General features: G+C 61.8%; 21 protein-coding genes. 12 read left to right on the forward strand and 9 right to left on the reverse strand.

What is annotated here, in order from left to right; translation table 11 throughout:
* Nucleotides 1-55: 55 nt before the first annotated feature.
* The 4 genes from QM694_RS16300 to QM694_RS16315 all read right to left on the reverse strand — a co-directional run bounded on the left by QM694_RS16300 (nt 56) and on the right by QM694_RS16315 (nt 2,741).
* Nucleotides 56-898, reverse strand: a complete 843-nt coding sequence (locus QM694_RS16300; protein ID WP_415007975.1) for an EamA family transporter — start codon at nt 896-898, stop codon at nt 56-58.
* A gap of 57 nt (nt 899-955) precedes the next feature.
* Nucleotides 956-1,510 carry a TadE/TadG family type IV pilus assembly protein gene (locus QM694_RS16305; protein ID WP_415007976.1) on the reverse strand — a complete coding sequence of 185 codons (555 nt, stop codon included), beginning with the start codon at nt 1,508-1,510 and terminating at the stop codon, nt 956-958.
* A gap of 9 nt (nt 1,511-1,519) precedes the next feature.
* Complete coding sequence (locus tag QM694_RS16310; protein ID WP_415007977.1) at nt 1,520-2,086, reverse strand: TadE/TadG family type IV pilus assembly protein; 567 nt, start codon at nt 2,084-2,086, stop codon at nt 1,520-1,522.
* 199 nt (nt 2,087-2,285) lie between these two features.
* Nucleotides 2,286-2,741, reverse strand: a complete 456-nt coding sequence (locus tag QM694_RS16315; RefSeq protein WP_415008648.1) for a pilus assembly protein N-terminal domain-containing protein — start codon at nt 2,739-2,741, stop codon at nt 2,286-2,288.
* Between the two features lie 514 nt (nt 2,742-3,255).
* Between QM694_RS16315 and QM694_RS16320 the strand changes: the two genes are divergently transcribed.
* The 9 genes from QM694_RS16320 (at nt 3,256) to QM694_RS16360 (ending at nt 12,101) form a co-directional block, all read left to right on the forward strand.
* Nucleotides 3,256-3,435, forward strand: coding sequence for a Flp family type IVb pilin (locus QM694_RS16320; RefSeq protein WP_415007978.1), 180 nt, complete (start codon nt 3,256-3,258; stop codon nt 3,433-3,435).
* A gap of 198 nt (nt 3,436-3,633) precedes the next feature.
* Complete coding sequence (locus QM694_RS16325; protein ID WP_415007979.1) at nt 3,634-4,134, forward strand: A24 family peptidase; 501 nt, start codon at nt 3,634-3,636, stop codon at nt 4,132-4,134.
* Between the two features lie 99 nt (nt 4,135-4,233).
* On the forward strand, nt 4,234-5,067 hold the full coding sequence (gene cpaB / locus QM694_RS16330; RefSeq protein WP_415007980.1) for a Flp pilus assembly protein CpaB: 834 nt from the start codon (nt 4,234-4,236) through the stop codon (nt 5,065-5,067).
* Between the two features lie 10 nt (nt 5,068-5,077).
* Complete coding sequence (locus QM694_RS16335; RefSeq protein WP_415007981.1) at nt 5,078-6,529, forward strand: type II and III secretion system protein family protein; 1,452 nt, start codon at nt 5,078-5,080, stop codon at nt 6,527-6,529.
* A gap of 11 nt (nt 6,530-6,540) precedes the next feature.
* Nucleotides 6,541-7,251, forward strand: coding sequence for a CpaD family pilus assembly protein (locus QM694_RS16340; RefSeq protein WP_415007982.1), 711 nt, complete (start codon nt 6,541-6,543; stop codon nt 7,249-7,251).
* A 49-nt stretch (nt 7,252-7,300) separates the two neighbouring features.
* A complete protein-coding gene (locus QM694_RS16345; protein ID WP_415007983.1) occupies nt 7,301-8,563 on the forward strand; it encodes an AAA family ATPase in 1,263 nt (420 codons plus the stop codon).
* 2 nt (nt 8,564-8,565) lie between these two features.
* Entirely contained in the window at nt 8,566-10,062 is a 1,497-nt protein-coding gene (locus QM694_RS16350; RefSeq protein ID WP_415007984.1) for a CpaF family protein, read from the forward strand.
* A gap of 26 nt (nt 10,063-10,088) precedes the next feature.
* Nucleotides 10,089-11,114, forward strand: coding sequence for a type II secretion system F family protein (locus QM694_RS16355; RefSeq protein ID WP_415007985.1), 1,026 nt, complete (start codon nt 10,089-10,091; stop codon nt 11,112-11,114).
* A gap of 15 nt (nt 11,115-11,129) precedes the next feature.
* Complete coding sequence (locus tag QM694_RS16360) at nt 11,130-12,101, forward strand: type II secretion system F family protein (RefSeq protein WP_415007986.1); 972 nt, start codon at nt 11,130-11,132, stop codon at nt 12,099-12,101.
* A 73-nt stretch (nt 12,102-12,174) separates the two neighbouring features.
* Here QM694_RS16360 and QM694_RS16365 read toward each other — a convergent pair whose 3' ends face one another.
* Nucleotides 12,175-12,954: a tetratricopeptide repeat protein gene (locus QM694_RS16365; protein WP_415007987.1), complete on the reverse strand. Its 780-nt coding sequence runs from the start codon at nt 12,952-12,954 to the stop codon at nt 12,175-12,177.
* A 129-nt stretch (nt 12,955-13,083) separates the two neighbouring features.
* On the opposite strand from QM694_RS16365, the gene QM694_RS16370 reads away from it, so the two are divergent.
* From QM694_RS16370 to QM694_RS16380, 3 genes are all read left to right on the forward strand, one after another.
* Nucleotides 13,084-14,454: a leucyl aminopeptidase family protein gene (locus QM694_RS16370; RefSeq protein ID WP_415008649.1), complete on the forward strand. Its 1,371-nt coding sequence runs from the start codon at nt 13,084-13,086 to the stop codon at nt 14,452-14,454.
* 74 nt (nt 14,455-14,528) lie between these two features.
* Entirely contained in the window at nt 14,529-14,873 is a 345-nt protein-coding gene (locus tag QM694_RS16375; protein WP_415007988.1) for a MarR family transcriptional regulator, read from the forward strand.
* A 9-nt stretch (nt 14,874-14,882) separates the two neighbouring features.
* On the forward strand, nt 14,883-15,725 hold the full coding sequence (locus QM694_RS16380) for a C40 family peptidase (protein WP_415007989.1): 843 nt from the start codon (nt 14,883-14,885) through the stop codon (nt 15,723-15,725).
* A 150-nt stretch (nt 15,726-15,875) separates the two neighbouring features.
* Here the strand turns inward: QM694_RS16380 and QM694_RS16385 are convergent, their stop codons facing one another.
* Genes QM694_RS16385 through QM694_RS16400 form a run of 4 tightly spaced genes read right to left on the reverse strand, consistent with a single transcriptional unit; the run spans nt 15,876 to nt 20,672 of the window.
* Nucleotides 15,876-16,820: a 2-hydroxyacid dehydrogenase gene (locus tag QM694_RS16385; protein ID WP_415007990.1), complete on the reverse strand. Its 945-nt coding sequence runs from the start codon at nt 16,818-16,820 to the stop codon at nt 15,876-15,878.
* A gap of 9 nt (nt 16,821-16,829) precedes the next feature.
* On the reverse strand, nt 16,830-18,458 hold the full coding sequence (locus tag QM694_RS16390; protein WP_415007991.1) for an ABC transporter ATP-binding protein: 1,629 nt from the start codon (nt 18,456-18,458) through the stop codon (nt 16,830-16,832).
* Nucleotides 18,455-19,549: an ABC transporter permease gene (locus QM694_RS16395; protein WP_415007992.1), complete on the reverse strand. Its 1,095-nt coding sequence runs from the start codon at nt 19,547-19,549 to the stop codon at nt 18,455-18,457. The genes QM694_RS16390 and QM694_RS16395 overlap by 4 nt, the downstream gene beginning before the upstream one ends.
* A gap of 4 nt (nt 19,550-19,553) precedes the next feature.
* Nucleotides 19,554-20,672, reverse strand: coding sequence for a microcin C ABC transporter permease YejB (locus tag QM694_RS16400; protein WP_415007993.1), 1,119 nt, complete (start codon nt 20,670-20,672; stop codon nt 19,554-19,556).
* Between the last annotated feature and the right edge of the window lie 49 nt (nt 20,673-20,721).

The raw sequence follows: 20,721 nt of genomic DNA on the forward strand, positions 1-20,721 counted from the left end.
GCCACGGACCTTCAAGTGCTCTGACGCTTGAGGGTAGAAAGTTGCGCAAGCGAAACTAGGAAAGCCTGAGCAGGATTGCGCCTGCCGCGATGAGGCCCGCGCCGCCGAGACGCCAGCCCGTGACCTTCTCTTTCAGCACCCGCATGGAGAGCAGCATCACAAAGAGAATGCTGGTTTCGCGCAGCGCCGCGACCGCCGAAATGGGCGCGCGCGACATGGCCCAAATGGCGATCCAGTAGGCGCCGACCGACAGCGCCGCCCCGGCAACGCCCATGCGCCAGAACGGGGCGACGCTGGCGATGATGCCGGGTCCCCGCGAAATCACGCCATAGGCGAGCAGGAACAGCGCATCGAACACGAAGACCAGCCCGGCATAGCTGGACGGCGATCCCGAGGCGCGCCCGCCAAGGCCATCCACCACCGTATAGGCGGCGATGAACACCGACGTGCCGAGCGCGAAGAACAGCGTCATGCCATCAAGCCGCACCTGCTTCTTGCCGGCAAGGCTGACGAGCCAGATGCCCGACGTGAGCACCAAAACGCCCAGCGCGCCAAGCGGGCTCACCTGTTCATGGGCGGCGAACCAGGTGACGCAAAGCGTGAGCAGCGGCGCGCCGCCCCGCGCGATCGGGTAGACCTGGCTGAGATCGCCGGTGCGATAGCTGCGGGCCAGGAACAGATTATATCCCAGATGCAGAACGCCAGAGGCCAGCGCATAGGGCAGGCTGGCGAAAGCGGCGAGCGGAAACACCGCCACCATCGCGAGACCCATGACGCCCATCAGCGTCTGGATCAGGAAGAGGGAGAGAAAGCGGTCAAGCTTGAGCTTGACTAGCACATTCCAGCCCGCATGCATCACGGCAGCGGCGAGAACGGCGAGAAAGACGGTGAGGGTCAAGGCAAACTCCGGCGGGCGCGCTCCTCATAGCGCCAGCACCCCGCCGATGCCAGCGGCTTATGAGCAGCCGGTGCAGTCCAGCGTCGAGGACGAGCGCGGCCGGAGGGCGATCTGCTCGCTCATGTTGAAGGTTGCGCTGCCGAGAATATAGTCTCCGAGGAAGCTTGCCATATAGGGCTTGTAGGTGGTGCAGACGACAGCCACGATCAGGTCGTTGCCATCGGTCATCAGATTGTTGAACCCTGTCGTCGCGGGCGCGCCGCATGCGGTTCCGCCCGTGCTCTTCTTCGACCATTGATTGGTGACCGCGTTCGAGACCTTGCGGTACTGGTAGACCTCGATCCGGACTCCGCTGACCGGCGTCGGCTTCAGCACCAACGCCGCGGCGTTGAAGAAATCGTCCATTTCGGTGGAGGCGATCGTCGACTGTTTCTGTGTCACCAGGTCCGCCACGACGCTGGCGGAATAGGTGATCTTGCGGTTCAGCGAAATCATCGCCGTGATGTCGAAAAGGCCAAAATACAGGAACAGCAGCAGCGGCAGGATGAACGCCATTTCGATGGCGGCGATACCCTGATTGTCGCGGAGAAAGGCGTTGAGTTTGCGCATCATGATCAGGACTCAGAATGGTTCGTTGCGGAAGATCGCCAGGCCCCATATGCGCCTGGCCTTGTCGCTGTTGATATTGCCGAGAAAATCCATGAACGGAAAAACGAAATCCCAGTCATAGGTTGCGATGACGGCTGCGGCCTTCAACTGGCCGCCCGGGGTAAACACGATCGGCGGCTTGGCGCCCGTCGACATGGGGCCGATGTCCTTGGGATCGCCGATCGAAGTTGTCAGTGTGGCAAAATTGGTGGCGCTGTTGACATAGACGGTCACGTCGTCGGTACAGTCCAGAAGAATGCCGACGGTGTCGCAAATCTTGGCCTTGAAATCGGCCGCCGACATGATGATGGTCCCGTCGGTGGCCGTCACCTGCCCGGTGCGCACCAAGCGGGCCGCCTCCTGGGTGGAGTTCTGCAGCACATATTCCGAGAACAGGACGAGGCCGGTCTCGCAGATGCATCCAAGGACCAGGAAGAATGGTCCCGCGACCATGGCGAACTCGACGACCGTGGCTCCGCTTTCCGATTCCTTGATGCGGCGGAACCGCTGCCCCAATGCCTTCGCCAGCCGCACCAGCATGACCAACTCCCTGTGATCCAAAGCGGGACATCCGACCTTGGTCGATCTTTATGTGCAAGATCACTAGCAGGTCATGCTTTATCGCGGGTGAATCCGGAGACGATAATCCGGCATGTTTGGGAAATGGTTGATAAATTATTACCGGATGCAAATAAAAAGCCCCGGCGAGGCGGGGCTTTCTTGAACATGGGTCTTTCTCTCACTGGGCCGGAGGCGGCTCCTTGGCGTCGGCGCTTTTCTGGCCAGTCGCCAGATTGATCTTGTCTTCGTTCGGCTGCTTGGCCTGCGACTTGAAATAATCATATGAATCGCCCGGGTGCATGATGGATTCGCAATCCCTGCCTACCGGGCAGACATAAGTGTTCAACTGGGCCGCCTTGATCATGGTGACCGTGTTGTCGCTGCCGGAGGTGACGTCCACTTCATAATTGGCGAGCTGTTTGCCCTGGTCATCGAAGATCATGATATTGGTTGATCCGAAGCCGCGGCCGTGAAGGAACAGGAAATTTCCCTGGATCGTCGCTTCGGCAATGCTGGGATTGCCGACCACCACGATCGCCGGCGAACGGTTGAGGGTAAGAACCTGAGAATGGTCCTGCGTCAGGGTCAGCGGCTCGGCTGCGAACGTCTGTGCCGCGAGCGCCGGCAGGAACACCAATCCGCAAACAAAATTCCTGAGGCTCATGATCAAATGTCTCTCTGCGTGTGTGTGAAAGGGAAGGGCAATGGCTTTGCATTTGAACCCGGAATGGTGAATGTTCCCTTAAACGCCGTGGTTTGCCAGCAACCAAGGATCGGAAAACCAATTGTTCGCCCACGCGGGTCAAGCTGGTTAAAAGTATATCGTTGCAGCCAGCCCTGGCATTCCGCGTAGAGCGGGTTGCCACCGCTGCGTCAGCCGCGCTGACAGGCGTGGAAACTTCTGGGTCCGCAAGTATAAGTGGAGAATTATCGCGGAATTTACCAGTTAAAACCAGAATACATAAAATTTTATAGAGTTGAATCGCAATTCGGTAACCAAATCAGCGCGATCGGCGGCAATTAAGCGAATGAGACGGTCAGATTTACTTGCTATTAAACTGCGCTGGCTAAGGTGCCCTCATGGTTCAAGGGCGCGGCGCATGAAGCACCGTGAGTGATGAACCAAGTGCTGATTAATGGAGTATCAAATGACCAAGTTTGTGCGTTTCATCAAGGACGAATCCGGCGCGACCGCCATTGAATACGGCCTGATCGCCGCTGCGATGGGCCTGGCCCTCGTGACTGCGATGCCGCTCCTGGCTTCCGCCATCACCGGCAAGTTCTCGAGCCTCGCCAGCCAGATCTCCCAGGGCGTCCCGGGCAACTAAGACTTCATGCGCCACGGCGGGGTGGGCGGCGTTCGCCTGCTTCGCTGCGATGCTTCGGAAAGCCCGCGGCTCCTCACGGAGCGGCGGGTTTTCTTTTTCAATTCTTAACGCCCCACGCTTCCGGTTAACCCTGCCTTAAACGCAATTGTGGAAATCTCGGCGCGGCGCCGGACGGGTCCGGCCTGGAGATTTGCCGGCATGATTCACTTCCTTTCCCTGACTTTGTTCCCTGTGCTCATGATCGCCGCCGGCACCGGAGACGCGCTCGCGATGCGCATTTCCAATCGCCTTGTGCTGCTGATCGCCCTGAGCTTCTTTCCGATGGCCTTATTCACCGGAATGCCGCTGGGCGTTTTCGGCTGGCATCTGGCGACTGGCGCGGCGCTGTTCTTCGCCGGGTTCATCATTTTTTCGCTCGGCCTTTTCGGCGGCGGCGATGCAAAGCTGCTGGCTGCAGCGGGCCTGTGGATGGGCTGGCCCGACGTGATGCCGTTTCTGGTGATGACCGCGTTGGCGGGCGGCATCCTCGCCGTCGTTGTCGGCGCATGGTCGATGGTGAACATGACATCGGAGATCAAGGATGGCCCGCTGTTCAAGCGGTTCGGCAAGATCAAGCCCAATGTTCCCTATGGCTATGCCTTCGCCATCGGCGCCTTGTTGGCGTTCCCGCAAAGCTGGTGGATGCCGCACCTCGCCTGATTTTTCGCACCGCCGGGCAAGGTTAACACTAATTTGACCATTCCGGACGAAAGTAAATCAACCGGCACGTCTTGTGCTTCTTGGACGGGGATCTGATCGATGAGTAAAGTGCGCGTTATCACCTTCGGCATTGCGATGGCGTGCACGATCGGCGCGGCCATGATTGCCTACAAGGCCATTGGCCACAAGGCGGATCCCAAGGTCGTCGAGATCAACAAGGTTCCGATGGCGCAGGTGCTGGTGGCGGCCAAGGACATGGGCATGGGCGAGCGCCTCGTCGACAGCACCATTACTTGGCGCGACTGGCCCAAGAACAATGTCGGCAATGGCATGATCACCAAGGATGCGATGCCGGATGCGCGCGAGAAGCTCCAGTCGGCGCGCGCCCGCCTGCCGATCTTCGACGGCGAGCCGATCGTCGAGAAGAAGTTGATCATGCCGGACCAGTCCGGCTTCATGAGCGCCATTCTTCCCAAAGGCATGCGTGCCATCTCGGTGGCGATCTCGGAACGCTCCGCGGTGGGCGGCTTCATTCTGCCGAATGACCGCGTGGACGTGATTCTCACACGCAAGCTCGACAATTCGAACGGCTCGCAGAAGGTGGTGAAGAGCGAGACGGTGCTGACCAACGTGCGCGTTCTGGCCATCAACCAGATCTACCGCCAGGAGCCCGGAGAAGATAAGGTTACGGTCACCGAGGGAAAGACGGCGACGCTCGAACTGACGCCGCAGCAGTCGGAAGTGATTTCCATGATCGAGGATGCGGGCGAACTGTCTCTTGCCCTGCGATCCATGGCCGAGAACGGCGACAAGGGCCTCGATGACGGCGGCCCTCAGCTCTCCGACAAATACACCAACAAGCAACGCCCGAGCGGAGGCAACGACCGTCTGTTCGTCCGCTACGGCGTCGAAACCATCACGTCCAGCCGCTGAGGCAAGAGCAATGTTGATTGATAAACTGACCCACGCCTTCAAGATGTTCACCAGCTGCGGAGGAACCGTGATCGGCGCTCTGGCGCTCGCGGGCCTTGCAGCCGCAGCGCCGCTTCCCGGTCTCAGCCCCGCCCTCGCCAGCGATCTGACGCAGGGGCCCGGCGCCACCGATGACGGCCATTTCGTCCGCCTCGGCCTTCACAAGTCCGCTGTCATCAAGCTGCCCGCGGAAGTGAAGGATGTGATCGTCGGCGACCCCACGATCGTCGATGCGATCGTGCGCAACAAGACGACCGCCTATCTGTTCGCCCGCGCTGCTGGGCAGACCAACATCTTCTTCTTCGACCGAGATGGCCGCCAGATCATGAATCTCGATCTGGAAGTGGCGCTCGACATGACGGCGCTGCAGAAGTTGATCGAACGCTCCATTCCGGGCTCGCGCATCACCGTCGACACCATCAATGAAAAGGTGGTGGTGGGCGGCACGGCAGCCAATGCCGGCGACGCCAAGCTGGCGATTGAACTGGCCGGGAAATTCGTAGGCGACGATACCGCCGTCGTCAACGCCATGGCGATCGCCGATGCCGACCAGGTAATGCTGAAAGTCCGCGTAGTGGAAATCCAGCGCGACGTGCTGAAGCGCCTTGGCATGAACCTCGACAATCTGGCGATCGACGTGGGCAAGTTTGCTTTGGGCGCCGCGACGACCAACCCGACCACCGTGAGCAGCCTTCCGTTCAACCTCACCGGCTCCGTCGGGTTCAACAGCAAGCACGTCGATATCCAGGCCAGCATTCAGGCGCTAGAGCAGGATGGCGTATTGCATACGCTGGCCGAGCCGACGCTGGCCGCGATCTCCGGCCAGAAGGCCGATTTCCTGGCGGGCGGCAAGTTCCCATACCGCTCGGGCTATAGCTGCGACGACAGCAGCAGCGACGGCACCCGGAATTGTACGTCGACGATCAAGTTCATGGACTATGGCGTCAAGCTCGGGTTCACGCCCATCGTACTTTCGGAAGGCCGCATCAGCCTGCTGATCAATACCGAGGTGAGCGATCTGGACTATACCAACGCTGTTGACGGCATGCCTGCCCTCAAGAGCCGCAGCGCCTCGACCACACTCGAACTGCCGAGCGGCGGATCGATGATGCTGGCCGGCCTTATCAAGGACGTATCGCAGCAGCGTGTGGAAGGCACGCCGGGCCTCAAGAATCTGCCGATCCTTGGCGCGCTGTTCCGCAGCCGCGAGTTTCAGGCGAACCAGACCGAACTTGCGGTGATTGTGACGCCTTATGTCGTGAGCCCTGTGAACGAAAAGCAGCTTGCCACGCCAATCGACCGGTTTAACGACGCGACCGACCGCCAGGCCATTCTGTTCAGCCGCCTCAACCAGGTTTACGGCTCCGCCGGCCGGCATCCGGAAGGCGTCTACCATGGCAACGTCGGCTACATCATTGAATAGTGGGGATGGTTATGAGTGAAGTCCGCAAAACGAAGGCCCTCTTCCACCTTGGAGTTGCCTCCGTCATCTGTTCCGCGTTCCTGCTGGCCGGGTGCCAGACAGACGATCCCGATTTCGGCACCAACTCGCGGTCGAGCGCCTTCTATGACCGCTATCCGATCCGCGTGAAGAACGCGCCGGTCAAGGTCGGGGTGGTGGCGCATCAGGGAATGCTGAGCAGCGAACAAACTTACGCCGTGCAGAACTTCGCCCGCGATGCGGTGGCCAATGCCAATTCGGCCGTGACGGTGAAGTATCCGTCCGGCGGTGTAGGCGGCCGCGAGGCGGCGCTGCAGGTGACGCAGATGCTTGCCGATGAAGGCGTACCGCGTACCCGCATCTATGCGGCCTCATATTCCGCCGGCGCAGGTTCTCCCGTCCTGGTGAGCTATCAGCGCAAGGTGGCGGTGACCAAGGAGTGCGGTGACTGGTCCATGAATCTCGGCAATGACCCGGCCAACCGCGATTATCCGAACTTCGGCTGCGCGTTCCAGCAGAACATCGCCGCCATGGTCTCCAACCCCGAGGACTTCGAACGTCCGCGTACGCAGACGCCGATCATCGCCGCCAACCGCACGGCAGCAATGAAAGTCTACTATGGCAACGGCGAGGCCTCGCAGGGCGCCGCCGCAGAGCAGTCCACCGGCACGCTCAAAAACCAGAGCACGACGGAAGACAAGTAACAGAGCGCCGGACGGCGTGAACGAGAAGCCTCCTCGCAGGATCGACACCATGATAAGCTCATCATCACAGGCAGCCGCCATCTCGCCGGTCCCGGACACGGGGCTCGTGGCCATGGTGCCGCGCGTTAATATCCACGCCTTCTGCGACAACCAGCAGACGGCGGAAACCATCCAGAGTGCCGCCAGCGACCGCCGCATGTCGCGGGCCCACATTACCATCCAGCTGGGGGGCATTCCTGCCGCCGCGCAAGTGTACGCCGGGCAAGCGACGCCCAATGTGCTAATCGTTGAATCGCATGGCTCGCGCGATGCGATCCTCGCCGAACTGGGCCAGCTCGCCCAGGTCTGCGGCCCCAGCACCAAGGTGGTGGTGATCGGCCATCTCAACGACGTCATTCTCTACCGTGAACTGATCCGCCAGGGCGTGAGCGAATATCTGGTGGCGCCGCTTCACCAGCTGCAGATCATCGAAACCGTCGCCAACCTCTATCACGATCCCAAGGCGGCGCCGGTCGGCCGCGTCATCGCATTCGTCGGCTCGAAAGGCGGCGTCGGCTCCAGCACCATCGCCCACAACATCGCCTGGCAGATGTCGAAACGCTTTGCCACCGATACGGTCATCACCGATCTCGATCTTGCCTTCGGAACGGCGGGCCTGAACTTCAACCAGGACACCACCAACGGCATCATCGACGCACTGGGCCAGCCGGACCGTGTGGACGCCACCCTGATCGACCGCCTGCTGACCAAGCTCGGTGACAAGCTGAGCCTGCTGAGCGGGCCGGGTGGTGTTGACCGCGAGGTGAATATCGAGGCGCATGCCGTTGAAACTATCCTCGATGCGATCCGCGGCAGCGTGCCCTGCGTGATCGTGGATGTGCCGAACATGTGGGCGCCCTGGATCAAATACACGCTGACCCATGCGGACCTCGTGGTGATCACCGCCACGCCGGAACTCGCCAGCCTGCGCAACACCAAGAACCTTTACGACATGCTCCGGCAGGCGCGTCCCAACGACGAGGCGCCCAAGATCATTTTGAACCAGGTGGGCGTGCCCAAGCGCCCCGAAATTCCGGCGGCCGAATTCGGCAAGGCCATCGCCGCGGAAATCGCCGCGGTCATTCCATATGACGCGCAGTCCTTCGGCACGGCGCAGAGCAATGGCCAGATGCTTTTCGAGGTGGCGGCCAAATCCAAGGCAGCCGAAGCTCTCGACGGCCTCGCCCAGGCGATCGCTGGCGGCGACAAACCCGCAAAGGCCAAGGGCGGCTTCTCGCTTCTCGACAAATTTACGAAGCTCAGGAAGAAATAAGCATGTTTGGAAAGCGTACCGGCGATACTGCGAAGCCAGCCGGATTTGGGCCGGGGAGCCATGGAACCCCGGTTCCCGCGGCGCTGTCGACGCCTCCCGGCGCCATCCCCGATCTGCCGCTGCCGGGATCGGCCGGCGCAAGGGCGGGAATGCCGCAGCCGGCGCCGCAGCATGCAGCGCCCCGCGTCGATCCCGCGGTGTCCAGCCGCAAGTCGGACAACTACTACGACATCAAAAGCACGATCTTCAACGCGCTGATCGACGCCATCGACCTGACGCAGCTCGGCCAGCTCGACCGCGAGGCGGCGCGCGACGAAATCCGCGACATCGTCAACGAGATCATCACCCTCAAGGACGTGGTGATGTCGATTGCCGAGCAGGAAGACCTGCTCGAGGACATCTGTAACGACGTTCTGGGCTATGGCCCGCTTGAGCCGCTGCTGGCCCGCGATGACATCGCCGACATCATGGTGAACGGCGCCAATACGACGTTCATCGAAGTGAACGGCAAGATGCACAAGACCGGCGTGCGCTTCCGCGACAACGCCCAGCTTCTCAACATCTGCCAGCGCATCGTCAGCCAGATCGGCCGCCGCGTCGATGAAGCGAGCCCGATCTGCGACGCCCGCCTGCCCGACGGCTCGCGCGTCAACGTGATCGTGCCGCCGCTGTCGATCGACGGTCCCGCGCTCACCATCCGCAAGTTCAAGAAGGACCGCCTCAAGCTTCCCGACCTGGTAAAGTTCGGGTCGATCACGCCGGAAGGCGCCAGCATTCTCGAAATCATTGGCCGGGTACGCTGCAATGTTCTGATTTCCGGCGGTACGGGCTCCGGCAAGACCACGCTGCTGAACTGCCTGACCGGCTATATCGAAAGCGACGAGCGCATCATCACCTGCGAGGACGCCGCTGAACTTCAGCTGCAGCAGCCGCATGTCGTGCGCCTCGAAACCCGCCCGCCCAACCTTGAAGGCGAAGGCGAGATCAGCATGCGCGATCTCGTCAAGAACTGCCTGCGTATGCGCCCTGAACGCATCATCGTCGGCGAAGTCCGCGGACCCGAAGCGTTCGACCTGTTGCAGGCGATGAACACGGGCCACGACGGATCGATGGGCACGCTGCACGCCAATACGCCGCGCGAAGGCCTGTCGCGTCTCGAGTCGATGATCACCATGGGAGGCTTTGCGCTTCCCTCCAAGACCATCAAGGAAATGATCTGCGGTTCGATTGACGTGATCGTCCAGGCGGCGCGCCTGCGCGACGGTTCGCGCCGCATCACCCACATCACCGAGGTGATCGGCATGGAAGGCGACGTGATCATCACGCAAGATCTGTTCGTCTACGAAATCGTAGGCGAGGATGCCAACGGCAAAGTGCTGGGCCGCCACCGCTCGACCGGCATCGCGCGTCCGCATTTCTGGGACCGCGCTCGCTATTACAATGAAGAGCGCAGGCTGGCCGACGCGCTTGAGAAGGCCGAAGCCCGCAATGATGAATAAGCCCGCCCCCCGCAGGATTTGAAAGAATGACGCTGTTCGGCCAGGATATCACGCAGTTGGCGTTCATCGCCATGGTGGCGGTTGCTGTGGGCGGCGTGGCGATCGCCCTCCTATTTCCGCTGTTTTCGGACCAGGGCGGCAGCAAGCGCGTCAAGGCGATCGCCGATGGCCGCCGGGCAGCCCTGAGCGCGCCGCAAAAGAGCGCCGCCGCGGGCCGCCTGATGGACGGGCAGAAGGACAGCCGCCGCAAGCAGATTCAGGAGACGCTGAAGCAAATCGAGGACCGCGAGAAGGCCGAGCGCAAGAAGCGCATGACGCTGCGCATGATGATCATGCAGTCCGGCCTCGACATGTCCACCCGCACCTTCTGGATGGCGTCGCTCATCACCGGGATCCTGTTTGCCATCGTGCCCATCGTGTTCAGCATTCCGTGGTATGTTGCGATCCTCGCCTTTCTGGTCGGTACCTTTGGCTTTCCCCGATGGTTCCTGGGCTTCCTGCGCCGCCGCCGCCAGAACATCTTCCTCAATGATTTCGCCGACGCCATCGACGTCATGGTGCGCGGACTGAAGGCCGGCCTCCCGGTGTCCGATGCCATGAAGGTGATCGCCGCCGAATCAGGCCCGCCTGTGGGCCCTGAATTCCTGGAGGTGGTCGAAGGCCAGCGCGTCGGCATCACGCTCGATCAGGGCATCGAGCGCATGTATGACCGCATGCCGCTGTCGGAGGTAAACTTTCTCGGCATCGTCATGGCCATTCAGTCGAAGACCGGCGGCAACCTTTCGGAAGCACTCAACAATCTGTCCAAGGTTCTGCGTGACCGCAAGAAGATGAAGGCCAAGATCAGGGCGGTCAGCCAGGAAGCGAAGTCATCCGCCGCCATTATCGGCGCGCTGCCGTTCGTCATCATGGGCGGCCTGACGGTTCTCAATCCGGAATATCTCAACCCGCTCTTCAACACCACCACCGGGAACCTGTTGCTTGCCGGCTGCGCCATCTGGATGGGCACCGGAGTCCTGGTGATGCGCAAGATGATCAACTTTCAAATCTAGCCCAGGCGTTTTCCCATGTTTGAACTTCTCAAGAGCCTGCTGCAGATGGAAGTCATCGTCACCATTCTGGTGGGCATGGCGGCATTTGCGACTGTGCTGACCCTTGCTGCCCCGATTTTCGAGGGCGACAAGCTCCGGGACCGCATGAAGACCGTCGGGCAGGAGCGTGAAAGGCTGCGCGCCGCCCAGCGCGCCAGCCTGATGGGCGGTGAAACGCGCCTGCGCGAAAAAGCCAAAACCGATCTCATCTCGCAGCTCGTCGAGGCGCTGAACCTGCGCCGCATCTTCGAGGCCGAATCCTCGCGCGACTCGCTGCGCCAGGCTGGCCTGCGCAGTGAACGCCACCTGATCGTCTTTCTCGCCGCTCGCTTCGTCGTGCCGATCGTGCTCGGCATTCTGGTGTTCGTCTATTCCTCGACGGTGTTCGCCAACCGCATTGCGCCGCCCATGCGCGTCGCGGCGACCGGCGCGGGGCTGATCTTCGGCTTCTATTTTCCGCGCATCATGCTGCAGAACCTCGTGAAGCGCCGTCAGGAATCAATCAAGAAGGCGTGGTCCGACGCCCTCGACCTGCTGCTGATCTGCGTGGAATCGGGCATGGCGATCGAGCCCGCCATGCAGCGTGTGGCGCGCGAAATCGGCTCGGCCTCGGTGCCGCTGGCGGAAGAACTGACGCTGACGGTGGCCGAACTCTCCTATCTGCAGGAGCGCCGCAAGGCCTATGAAAACCTCGGCAAGCGCACCGGCCTTGCCACTGTGCGCTCGGTTGTGACCAGTCTCATCCAGTCGGAACGCTACGGCACGCCCATGGGCACGGCGCTCCGCGTGCTGGCCCAGGAAAACCGCGACATGCGCATGTCCGAAGCCGAAAAGAAAGCCGCCGCGCTGCCGCCCAAGCTGACGGTGCCGATGATCCTGTTCTTCCTGCCCGTAATCTTCGTGGTCATCCTCGGGCCGTCGCTCATCCTGGTGCTGAAGTTAAAATAGCTGGCACCGAACCCTGCCAAAAGAAGAGGGCGCGGAATGTGAGTTCCGCGCCCTTCTTCGTGCGGGGGAATAGCTACCCCTTGTTGGAGAGCTGCTGCCAGGTGTTGGGCTGCGACAGCATCTTCTGCAAATAGTCCATGTTGGCGTCGATCTGGTCTTGCGGCAGGTCTTCGCTGGCGATCTTCCGCGCCTCGTCGAAACGCCCCTGCAATCCGACAACCAGTGCGAGGTTCTGCTGGATGCGCGGCTGGCTTTGCGAATTGGGAAGCGCCTGAGCCTGCCGCAATGTGGCTTCGGCCCTCTTCAGATCGCCCTGTACCGCATAGGACATCGCCATGTTGTTGAGGACACTCAAATCATTGGGCTTGAGCGCAAGGGCTTTCTGATATTCGGCCTGCGCCTTGTCGAAAAGCTGCTGCTGGTCATAGGCCGAACCCAGCGCCGAGTGAACACGGTAATCGGCGTCGGGAGCCGCCGCGGCGGCTTCGAGGATGGGCAGCGCATCCGATGCCTGGCCTGCCTGCACGAGCTTCTTGCCGTAATAGCTGGCCACCTTGGTGTCGTTGGGGTTGCTCTGGCTGATCTGTTGCAGAACTTGAAGCTGCTGGTCCGTCTGCCCCAGTGCTTCGAGGCCGTTCGCATAGGCAATGCCCTTGCCGGCATTGGTGGGATCGGCCTTCCACGTTTCGCCGAGCTTGGCGGTTTGTTTGAAGGAGGCAGGCGCGGCGGAGGTCGAGCCCGTCGCCATCGGATCAGCGCCGCTGCCCGACCGCTGGCAGGCGACGAGGCTCAAGGACGAGGCCATCATCATCAAAGCCGCAGCGAAATGGCGGTGGCGTGGCGAAAGCAACATGATGAAAACTCCGGCGGAATGGCGCATGAAGCCATGCGTTAAATTCCTGCCCACCATGGAAGCGAGTGGTCAATAAACCGTTAACCATACCCGGTTACCCATTCTTAACGCTGAAAGAGACCCATCATGTTGCCAAAAGACATCCTGCTGCCTTCAGGCGGCAAAGCCACGCTGGTTCAGGTGGTGACGCCCAATGGCTGGGCGGCCTTCCGCAAGACCCTTTCCAAAGAGACGCAGGGCTGGTGCGCGGCCAATGGTTTTGCGGGCGAGCCCGGGCGGCATGTGCTGCTGCCGGATGGCAGGGGCGGCATTGCGCAGGTGGTGGCGGGGATGAGCGCGGGGGCCGATCCCTTCAGCCTCGGAAAGCTCGCCCGCGCCTTGCCGGCTGGCGTCTATGAACTCGCAGGAGATGTGGAGGATGCCTATCTCGCGGCTTTGGGATGGTGCCTCGAAGCCTATGGATACTCAGCCTACGGAAAGAGTTTCGCTGACCCGGCGCAGCTCGTGTGCCCGGAGAGCGTGGACCGCGCCGATGTGCTGCGCGCCGCGGAGGCTGCCTTTCTCACCCGCGATCTCGTCAATACCCCCGCCTCCGACATGGGGCCGGACCAGCTTGAACGGGCGGCGCGCGCCGTTGCCGCGGCCCACAAGGCGAAGGTGAAGGTTGTCTCGGGCAAGGCGCTGGAGACTGGCTTTCCTATGGTGCACCACGTGGGCAAGGCCAGCGCCAGCGCGCCGCGCCTCATCGATTTTTCCTGGGGTCCGCAGCGCGCGCCCAAGGTGACGCTGGTGGGCAAGGGCGTGACCTTCGACACCGGCGGCCTCGACATCAAGCCGGCCTCCGGCATGCTGCTGATGAAAAAGGACATGGGCGGTGCTGCGACGGTTCTGGGCCTTGCCCAGATGATCATGGCGGCGAAACTCAATGTCCGCCTGCGCGTGCTGATCCCGGTGGTCGAGAATGCCATTGCCGGCAATGCCTTCCGGCCCGGCGATGTGCTGACAAGCCGCAAGGGCCTCACCATCGAGATCGGCAACACCGATGCCGAGGGGCGTTTGATCCTGGGCGATGCGCTGGCATTGGCCGATGAGGAGCAGCCCGATTTGCTGGTTGATATGGCGACTCTCACAGGCGCGGCGCGCGTGGCGCTCGGCCCCGATCTGCCGCCCTTCTACACCGATGATGATGAGGCAGCGCAGGCGCTGGGCCTCGCCTCGGCGCGCGAGAATGATCCGCTGTGGCGCATGCCTTTCTGGGAGCCTTATATGCGGCTGTTTGAATCGGGGATCGCCAGCATGAACAATTCCGGCGACTCCGGATTTGCCGGGTCGATCACCGCCGCACTGTTCCTCAAGCGCTTCGTGGAGAAGGCCAAGACTTATATCCATTTCGATATTTTCGCATGGACTCCGGCCGCCAAACCGGGCCGCCCGCGCGGCGCCGAGGCGCAAGGGCAGCGGGCACTCTTCACCATGATTCGCCATCGCTACGGCAACTGACTTGCGGAAAACCAGGCTTTGCGCAAATCTGATACGGTCCCGTAACAATCAACGGCGTTGCGGGGTTGAATCGAATGGCCCTCGTCATCACATCCGCGATCGCCCTGAGGCTCTGGCATGACGTTGCCCTCGCCATGGTGCGGGACGACGACCCCGACCTGTCGCTGCGCCAGATCACCATTCTGCTCACCGTCTATCTGGAAGCGCCGCCCCATACGGTGCGGGGGCTTGCCGCCAAACTCGGCGTGTCGAAGCCGGTGATCACCCGGGCGCTCGACAGCATGGGCAAGCTCGACCTCGTGACAAGGCGGCGCGACGAGGCCGACCGCCGCAACGTGCTGATCCAGCGCACCGTGGCGGGAGCGCTTTATCTCGAGCGTTTTGCTGATACCATTGCGCGGGAATCACGGAAATTCTGAAGGGCCCGCATGAGCCTCGACAAACGCCTCAACGCCTACCGGCCCGACCTCGCGGACATCCGCCTGAAGGGGCAGGTGGATGCGCGCGATTTCGTTGAGGGCCAGCCGCGCCAGGTGGTTGTGCCGTTGGTGCCGATCCATCGCGGGCCGCAGGGCGATGCGATGCAACTGTCGCAAGGGCTTCTGGGCGAGACGCTGCGCGTCTTCGAGGAGCGTGACGGCTGGGCCTTCGCGCAGTTCGACCGTGACGGCTATGTGGGCTATGTCAGGCGTTCCGCCCTGAGCGAGACGATCACTCCGCCGACCCATCGCGTGGCGGTGCGCTCGACATTTCTCTATCCCGCCGCCAGCATCAAGACGCAGCCCGCCATGGCAGTGTCATTGAATGCCGCCGTGACGGTGACGGGCCATGACGGAAAATTCGCCGCCTTGGCCGACGGCCGCTTCGTGATCGCCGCACATCTTGCGGCAGTTGATCAGTGGGCGGAGGATTATGTCGCGGTGGCGCAGCAGTTCCACCACGTGCCCTATTACTGGGGCGGCAAGACGGCGGAGGGGCTGGACTGTTCCGGCCTCGTGCAGGTGGCGCTCGAGGCGGCGGGAAAACCGGCGCTGCGCGATAGCGACATGCAGGAAAAGAGCCTCGGGCAGAAGCTGATGGTCAATGGCTTCGATGGCCTGAAGCGCGGCGACCTCGTGTTCTGGGAAGGCCATGTTGGTATCATGACCGATGCCGAGACGCTGCTGCACGCCAATGGCCATCACATGATGGTGGTGGAAGAACCGCTGCGCGACGCGGTGGACCGCATCGCCGCAACCGGATCGCCGGTGACGAGCATCAGGAGGCTGTAGGCATTTTAGTCCTCGCCCCGCGTCAGCGGGGAGAGGAGAGGGGCCAACGGATGTTCTTGCAAAGAGACCGGGTGCCCCTCTTCTCCCCCATCGCTCACGCGACGGGTCCCCTTCTTCCCCCCGCTGGCGCGGGGGGAAGACGTAAAGGTTTCAATACCCGCGTAGCCTGTCCACCAGATTTTCCAGCGGCAGCCCTGTCTCGTATCGTTCGATCTGCTGGGCGATATAGGCGCAGATGGTGTCGGGATCGCTGTCGGCGGCGCAATGGGGGGTGACGGTGACTTTGGGGTGCGTCCAGAACGGGCTGTCGGGCGGCAGCGGCTCGACGGCGAACACATCGAGCGTCGCCGCGTGAAGTTCGCCCGCATCGAGGCTGGCGAGAATATCCTCGCCCACCTGCTGGCGGCCGCGCCCGGCATTGATGAGAATGGGCGCGCCGAACGGGCCCTTGCGCGACAGCTTGCGGATCGTGGCGCGGTTGATGACGCCGTCCGTATCGGGTGTTGCGGGTAGCAGCGACACCAGCACATCGGTCCGGGCGAGGAAGGCATCGAGCTCTGCTGCGCCTGCGAAGCTCTCAACGCCGCGCACCGTCTTGCGCGAACGCGACCAGCCCGCCACCTTGAATCCGAGATCGCGCAGCTTCTCCGCCGCGTCCTGCCCCAATACGCCCATGCCCATGATGCCGACGCTCAGGGCCGAGGCCGCATGGGTGGGGAAGGAATCCCAGATTTTCTTCCGCTGGTTCGCGTCAATGCGGCGCTGCTGGCGGTGATGGATCAGCACCTGCAGCACGATATATTCCGTCATGCGCATGGTAAGATCGGGATCGTTGACGCGCACGATGGGCGTTTCGGCGGGAAGTGTCGGATCTTTCAAAATCGCGTCAACACCGGCCCCCAGCGAGAAAATGACCTTGAGATTGGGCAGGCCCTTCACGACATCGGGCGGCGGCAGCCATGCGGCGGTATAGGCGACATCGGCGGGATTGCCCACTTGGGGCCAGTTCCGCACATCAAGCGCTGGTGCTGCCTTCCGCATCGAGGCCACCCATGTGGCCGTATCCCACGTCGGTGTGATGAAAAGAAATGCCATGGTGTTCCGCTATTGCTTCACGAGCGTGTCGGGCGCCGCCTTGAGATTGAGCGCGGCGGCGATGAGGGCCTTTGTATAATCGGTCTTGGGCTCGGAGAACACCTCAGCCGTTGGCCCCGATTCCACCGCCACGCCATTGCGCATGACGATCACCTCATTGGCCAGAGCCCGCACCACGCGGAGATCATGGCTGATGAACAGGAAGGCGAGATGATGCTTCTGTTGCAGGCCGCGCAGCAGATCGACGATCTGCGCCTGCACCGACATATCAAGCGCCGAGGTCGGCTCATCCAGCATGATGAATTTGGGATCGAGCGCCAGCGCCCGGGCGATGGCGATGCGCTGCCGCTGGCCGCCGGAGAATTCATGCGGATAACGGTCCATGGCCTCCGGATCGAGTCCCACTTCGGTAAGCGAAGCGGCGACGCGCTGCCGCCGCTCGGCATAGGAGAGCGTCTTGCCCTGCGCCGACAGGCCTTCTTCGACGATCTGCTGGATCGAGAGGCGCGGCGACAGCGACCCATAAGGATCCTGAAAGACGATCTGGATGTGCTTGCGCAAGGGCCGCATCATGCGCGAATTGAAACCGTCGATGGGCTTGCCAAGATAGAGGATGGGGCCTTTGGAGGAAATGAGCCGCAGCATGGCAAGGCCGAGCGTCGTCTTGCCGGAACCGGATTCGCCCACCACGCCCAGCGTCTGCCCGGCGCGCACCACGGCGTCGATGCCATCTACCGCCTTGATGTAACCCACCGTCTTTCGCATGAAGCCGCGCCTGATGGGAAACCACACCTTGAGGCCTTTGGTTTCCATGACAACCGGCGCCGAAAGATCAGCAGGCGGCGGCAGGCCCTTGGGCTCTGCCGAGAGCAGCATGCGCGTGTAAGGGTCTTGCGGGTTGGCGAAGATGGCCTTGGCCTCGCCCTGTTCCACGATGCGGCCCTTCTTCATGACAGCCACCGTATCGGCCATGTGGCGCACGATGCCGAGATCATGGGTGATGAGCAGCAGCGCCATGCCGTTCTCGGACTGCAGGTCTTTCAGCAGCTTGAGAATCTGCGCCTGCACGGTGACATCGAGCGCCGTGGTCGGCTCGTCGGCGATGAGCAGGTCCGGATCATTGGCGAGCGCCATGGCGATCATCACGCGCTGGCGCTGGCCGCCCGAAAGCTGGTGCGGATAATCGAGAAGCCGCGTCTCGGGATCGCGGATGCCCACCTTGCCGAGAAGCTCGATGGTGCGGGCGCGCGCCGCCTGCTCGCGCAAGCCCTTGTGCAGCTTCAGCACCTCGCTGATCTGGTGCAGCACGGTGTGGAGCGGATTGAGCGAGGTCATCGGCTCCTGGAAGATCATCGAAATCTTGTTGCCGCGCACGGCGCACAACTCGTCTTCCCTGGCGGTCAGGAGATCCCGGCCCCTGAACAGGATCGAGCCTGAAGGGTGAGACGCCGAAGGGTAGGGCAGCAGTTTGAGAATGGAGAGGGCGGAGACGGATTTGCCGGAACCCGATTCGCCCACCAGCGCCAGCGTCTCGCCCTTGTTGACGGAAAATGAGACATGATCGACGACCAGCGAGGTGGCTTGGCCATTGCGGAAGGCCACCGAGAGGTCTTTGACGGCCAGCAGCTCCTCGCTCATGTGAAGGTCTTTCGCGGATCAAGCGCATCGCGCACCGCTTCGCCGGAGAAGACGAGAAGCGACATCATGATGGAGATGACGAAGAAGCCGGTGATGCCCAGCCATGGCGCCTGCAGATTGTTCTTGCCCTGGGCGATCAGCTCGCCCAGCGACGCAGAGCCTGCGGGAAGGCCGAAGCCCAGATAATCGAGCGAGGTAAGCGTGGTGACCGACCCCGAAAGAATGAAGGGCATGAAGGTGATGGTGGACACGATGGCATTGGGCAGCAGATGCTTGAAGATGATCCTGGCATTGGAAAGCCCCAGCGCCTTGGCCGCCCGCACATATTCGAAATTCCGGGCCCGGAGGAATTCGGCGCGCACCAGTCCCACCAGCCCCGTCCACGAGAACAGCACCAGCACGCCCAACAGAATCCAGAAAGTGGGCGTGATGACGGCCCCCAGGATGATGAGCAGGTAAAGCGTCGGCATCGATGTCCAGATATCGAGGAAGCGCTGGAACAGCAGGTCGGTCCAGCCGCCGAAATAACCCTGCACAGCGCCCGCCGCCATGCCGATGATCGAGGAGAGCAGCGTGAGGATGAGGCCGAAGGCGACGGAGATGCGGAAGCCATAGATCACCCGAGCCACCACATCGCGACCCTGATCGTCGGTGCCGAGCCAGTTCATGTTGCCGGCCACGCAGTTGGGGTCTTTCGCGCCGAGCGGATATTTGGCGCAGGCCTGATCGCGGGTGAGCGAAAAGGCGGGCGGCGACGGCGCCGGGCTTGGAATCTCGGTGTTGACGGTGTTGTAGGAGTAGCGGATCGGCGGCCAGAGAATCCAGCCATTGGCTTCGATCTCTTCCTGGTTCACGGGATCGCGGAAATCGGTGATGGCCAGAAAGCCGCCGAACTTGGATTCGGGATAATCGCGGAAGGTGGGGAATAGTAGCTCGCCCTTGTAGGAGGCGAGGATCGGATGGTCATTGGCGATCACCGGCGCGAACAACGATACGATGAACAGCACGAGAAAGATCGTGAATGACCAGAAGCCCCGGCGATTGGCCTTGAAGAGATCCCAGCGGCGGCGGTTGAGGGGCGAAAGCTGCATGCCCCTAGACGTCCCGGCTTTCGAAATCGATGCGCGGATCGATCCACGTGTAGGTGAGATCGGAAATGAGATTCACGACGAGGCCGACGAGCGTGAAAATATAAAGATTGGCGAAGATGATGGGATAGTCGCGGTCGAGCGCCGCCTTGTAGAAGAGATAGCCCAGCCCATCGAGCGAGAAGACCTGCTCGATCAACAGCGAACTGGCGAAGAAGGCGCCGAGGAAGGCGGCCGGGAATCCGGCGATCACCAGCAGCATGGCATTGCGGAAGACATGGCCATAAAGCACCTGCCGCTCGGTGAGGCCCTTGGCGCGCGCCGTGACAACATATTGCTTGCGGATTTCATCGAGAAAGAAATTCTTGGTGAGGAGCGTGGTGGTGGCGAAGCTGCCGATGCCGATGGCGGCCAGCGGCAGCACCAGATGCCAGGCATAGTCCTTGATCTTGCCGATAAAATCGAGCTGGCTGAAATTATCCGACGTAAGCCCACGCAGCGGGAAGATCGAATAATAGCTGCCGCCCGCGAACAGCACGATCAGCATGATGGCGAAGATGAAGCTGGGGATGGCATAGCCCACGGTGACGACCGCGGAGGTCCAGATGTCGAAGCTGCCGCCATCCTTCACGGCCTTGCGGATGCCGAGCGGAATGGAAATCAGATATTGCACGATGGTGACCCACAGGCCGAGCGAGATCGACACCGGCATCTTCTCGATCATCAGGCTGACGACGCTGCGGTCGCGGAAATAGCTGTCGCCGAAATTGAAGGTGAGATAGTTCTTCATCATCAGCAGGAAGCGCTCGGATGGCGGCTTGTCGAAGCCGAACTGCTTTTCCAGCGACTTGATGAATTCGGGATCGAGCCCCTGCGCGCCCTGATATTTGACAGCCCCGCCGCTGCCGGCGCTATTGTTGAACGTCTGGTCCTGCGTGCCGCCCGCTTCATTGCCTGAATTGCCGTTAATGCGCGACAGCGAGTCGGCATTGTTGCCCTGCATCCTGGCGATCACCTGCTCCACCGGGCCGCCCGGCACGAACTGGATGACGGCGAAGGTCATCAGCATGATGCCGAACAGCGTCGGGATCATCAGCAGCAGGCGTTTGAGGATATAGGCGCCCATCTGAAGGGTCAGTTCTCGCGGTTGATTCGCTGGGCTTTTACAGGGTCAT

The sequence above is a fragment of the Aestuariivirga sp. genome (assembly GCF_047602625.1).
Classification (GTDB): Bacteria; Pseudomonadota; Alphaproteobacteria; order Rhizobiales; family Aestuariivirgaceae; genus Aestuariivirga.